Source organism: Bradyrhizobium sp. SHOUNA76 (genome assembly GCF_023006445.1).
Lineage (GTDB): Bacteria > Pseudomonadota > Alphaproteobacteria > Rhizobiales > Xanthobacteraceae > Bradyrhizobium.
In genome coordinates this window covers 1-3,333 of sequence record NZ_JALBHA010000614.1, presented here as the reverse complement: position 1 = coordinate 3,333, position 3,333 = coordinate 1, and the positions used below count along the sequence as shown (strand labels likewise).

Here is a 3,333-nt window from a genome sequence, read left to right as displayed (position 1 = left end):
GGCTCACCGGGACGGTGCGGATCGGCGCGCCCGACGGGTTCGGCACCGCTTTCCTGGCGCCGCGGCTGGCGCCCTTCGCCGACCGGTATCCCGATCTCGATTTGCAGCTTGTGGCCACCGCGCGGCTGTTCAGTCTCTCCAAGCGCGAGGCCGATATCGCCATCAGCCTGACCATGCCGAAGGAAGGCCGCATCGTCGGCCGCAAGCTGCTCGACTACCGGCTTGGGCTCTATGCCGCTCCCGCCTATCTCGACCGCTTCCCTGAGATCACCTCGCGGCAGGACCTGCCGCAGCACCGCTTCGTGGGCTACATCGAGGAGCTGCTGTTCACGCCGGAGCTCGATTATCTGCCGCAGGTCTCGCCGCGGATCTCCGCGCGCTTCCGCAGCGCCAATCTGATTGCGCAGCTCAACGCCACGCTCTCCGGCTTCGGCATCGCGGTGCTGCCCCACTTCATGGCGAGCGATTATCCGCAGCTGGTGGCCGTGCTGCCGGAGGAGATCTCGATCACGCGGACGTTCTGGATGCTGATGCACGCCGACAGCAAGGATCTGGCGCGGATCCGGGCGGTCGCGGATTACATCGGTGAGATCGTGGAGAGCGAACGGGCGCTGTTTGCAGGGCGGTAAGCAAAAGTCTCGTAGGGTGGGCAAAGCGAAAGCGTGCCCACCGTCTATCGCAACCCTGAGAAATGGTGGGCACGGCGCTGACGCGCCTTTGCCCACCCTACGGCATCTCGCCTAGTTCTGCTTCGCCTTCTTCGCGGCCGTCACCTTCCGCTCGCGCTTGTCGCCATCCAGCGCACTGTCCCTGCCCGCCTTCAACACCTCGTCCGAGAGCTCGCTCGACCCGGCAATGCGCGCCAGCAGCACGGTACCGGCCATCGTCGCCATCGTCGCAACCGCCTGCTTGCGGGCGGCCTTGCGCGGCATGTTCGGGATGTAGTCCGCGAGCAGCTCGATCATCTCGTCGAGCTTGCCGGCAAATGCCTTTCGCGTCTTGGGGCTCTCGCGGGCGATCTCGGCGCCGAGGGCGGGGATCGAACAGCCACTGCCGGGATTGTCGCGATGCAGCGTGGAGAGATAACTCTCCGCGACCAGCGCCAACCGCTTTTCAGGAGCAGCCTCGTCAGTGAGCTCGCGCCAATGGTCCATGGAACGATCCATGGCGTAGGAGAAGGCTTCCATCACCAGCGCCTCGCGGGAATCGAAATGCGCATAGAAGCCGCCATGGGTCAGGCCCGCCTCTTTCATGAGATCGGCGACACCGATGCCGTGGGCCCCCTTCTCGCGCAGCCGCACCGAAGCTTTCTTCACGATGCGGTCGTGGGTTTCCTGCTTGTGTTCCCGGGAATAGCGCATGCGGATCTCATTGGATGTCGATGGTCATCTTATAACACGCAAACGACGCAATGGGTGCATTAATTCATGTTAAGTTGCCTCCGATCATGGAAAACGTTGCAGTTGCATGCACCGCAAGGGCGCCCTTGCCGTCGCGGACGAAGCCCTCGGCGTAGCTGGTCTGCCGTCCCAGCTTGATCACCTTCCCTTCGGCCGAGATCAGCCCGGACCGGACCGAGAGCGGGCGCAGGAAGGCCAGCTTCAGGTCGAGAGTGACCGAGCTCTGGCCGGCTTCCAGCCGGGTCGAAACGGCGCAGCCCATCGCGGTATCGAGCAGCGCGGCGGCCGTCGCTCCGTGGATGAGACCGATGGTGTTTTCGAGATCCTCGCGCGGCTCCAGTTCCACGACGACCCGACCCGGCTCGACCGTCGTCACCGTGAAACCGATCAGTTTCGCGAAAGGCGGCGGCGGCAGCCGGCCGTCGCGAATCCCCAGCATGGCGTCCATGCCCGATAGGCCCATCGCGACTTTCGCGACCGGCGCAGGCACTTGCCACTCCACCACACGCTCGCGTCGCTGCGCGGGCGAAAACAGGTCGAGTTGATCGTTACTGGTCATGTCAGCCTTTTTATATTACCAGCATCATACTATGGTGCGGACTTCGCGCTGGCAACTCGATCCCCTACCCGCTTGACAAGTCGAGCGTTTCGGCCCGGAAGTGATCATGACCGGCGCGTCCCGCGCATGTCCACGAAACCTTCGAGTTCCACGATGGAAATGCTCAACACCCACTGCGGCGTGACGCGCGATGCGCGCGGCGTCGTTGATGTCGCGATCTGCAACGCCGGCCCGCTCAACATCCTCGGCTCGCCCGTAACCGACGCCGTGCGCGAAGGCCTGCAGCAGCTCTGCTCCGACCGCAGCATCCGCGTCGTGGTGCTGCGCGGCCAGAGCGAGAAGAGCATGATCGGCGGCGCCGACATCAAGGAGATGGCCAAGCTCGACCAGAAGTCCGCCGAGGCCTTCATCAGCCGCCTGCGCGATCTCTGCGAAGCGGTGCGCCAGTTCCCTGCGCCCGTGATCGCGCGCATGCCCGGCTGGTGCCTCGGCGGTGGGCTGGAGGTCGCCGCGGCCTGCGATTTCCGCATCGCCGCGCACGACGCCCATTTCGGCATGCCGGAGGTCCGCGTCGGCATCCCCTCGGTGATCCATGCGGCGCTCTTGCCGCGGCTGATCGGCTGGGCCCGCGCGCGCTGGCTGGTGATGACGGCGGAGAACATCGATGCTCCGACGGCGCTCGCCTGGGGACTGGTCGACAAGGTCGCGCCCGAGGGCGGGCTCGATGCCGAGGTCGAACACGTCGTGAAGGCGCTGCTCGAATGCGGCCCCGAGGCGCTGCGGTCGCAGAAGGCGCTGCTGCGACAGTGGGAGGAACTGCCGCTGACGGAGTCGGTGAATTTGAGCGTGAAAGTGTTCGGCGAGTCGTTCCTGACCGACGAGCCGACGCGGCTGATGCAGGCGTTCGTGAACCGGAAGCGGTAGGCTGCTGCCTCTGTCTTGAACGGCTCCGTGCCTTATCAAAGGTGTCATGCCCCGGCTTGCCGCCTTCGCCTCTGGAATACCGGATCACCCGCTTTCGCGGGTGATGACAGTGTGCTCTTGGTAGCACCTCCTCCTCTCGAGCGACCAAATCTCATCCGAACCACGACATTTTCTCATCCCTGCCGCGGTTGCTTTTTTTGCGCCGCATCATATGATGCCCATAATCTCAATCATCACCGCAGGGAGTTTTGTCATGGCCGAAGCCGCCGATCCCGTCGTCATCGTCTCCGCCGCCCGCACACCGCTTGGCCGCTTCATGGGCGAGCTGTCGCCGCTGGCCGCGCACAAGCTCGGATCGCATGTGATCGGCGCGGCGCTGGAGCGCGCAAAGCTTGCGCCCGAGAAGGTCGACGAGGTCTTCATGGGCTGCGTGCTGCCGGCCGGCCAGGG

4 protein-coding genes and 1 pseudogene are annotated in these 3,333 nt (G+C 64.9%); 3 read left to right on the top strand and 2 right to left on the bottom strand.

Annotated elements, in window-relative coordinates:
• Window positions 1–629: substrate binding domain-containing protein (locus MOV74_RS34395; protein ID WP_246931417.1), on the top strand; the 629-nt coding region annotated here is incomplete at its 5' end.
• Window positions 630–740: 111 nt separating this feature from the next.
• On the opposite strand, the gene MOV74_RS34390 is transcribed toward MOV74_RS34395, so the two are convergent.
• Together MOV74_RS34390 and MOV74_RS34385 are read right to left on the bottom strand one after the other, a co-directional pair.
• Window positions 741–1,361, bottom strand: a complete 621-nt coding sequence (locus MOV74_RS34390) for a TetR/AcrR family transcriptional regulator (RefSeq protein ID WP_246931416.1) — start codon at window positions 1,359–1,361, stop codon at window positions 741–743.
• A gap of 64 nt (window positions 1,362–1,425) precedes the next feature.
• Window positions 1,426–1,959, bottom strand: a complete 534-nt coding sequence (locus MOV74_RS34385; protein ID WP_246931415.1) for a PaaI family thioesterase — start codon at window positions 1,957–1,959, stop codon at window positions 1,426–1,428.
• Between the two features lie 153 nt (window positions 1,960–2,112).
• Here MOV74_RS34385 and MOV74_RS34380 point away from each other — a divergent pair, with 153 nt between their 5' ends.
• Window positions 2,113–2,883: an enoyl-CoA hydratase gene (locus MOV74_RS34380; RefSeq protein ID WP_246931414.1), complete on the top strand. Its 771-nt coding sequence runs from the start codon at window positions 2,113–2,115 to the stop codon at window positions 2,881–2,883.
• A gap of 253 nt (window positions 2,884–3,136) precedes the next feature.
• Window positions 3,137–3,333, top strand: a pseudogene (locus tag MOV74_RS34375) (acetyl-CoA C-acetyltransferase); the annotation flags it as partial.

Bases quoted from the DNA above. Each gene is read 5' to 3' on its own strand.
- MOV74_RS34380 (WP_246931414.1), top strand. From the start codon at position 2,113: ATGGAAATGCTCAACACCCACTGCGGCGTGACGCGCGATGCGCGCGGC.
- MOV74_RS34390 (WP_246931416.1), bottom strand. From the start codon at position 1,361: ATGCGCTATTCCCGGGAACACAAGCAGGAAACCCACGACCGCATCGTG.
- MOV74_RS34385 (WP_246931415.1), bottom strand. From the start codon at position 1,959: ATGACCAGTAACGATCAACTCGACCTGTTTTCGCCCGCGCAGCGACGC.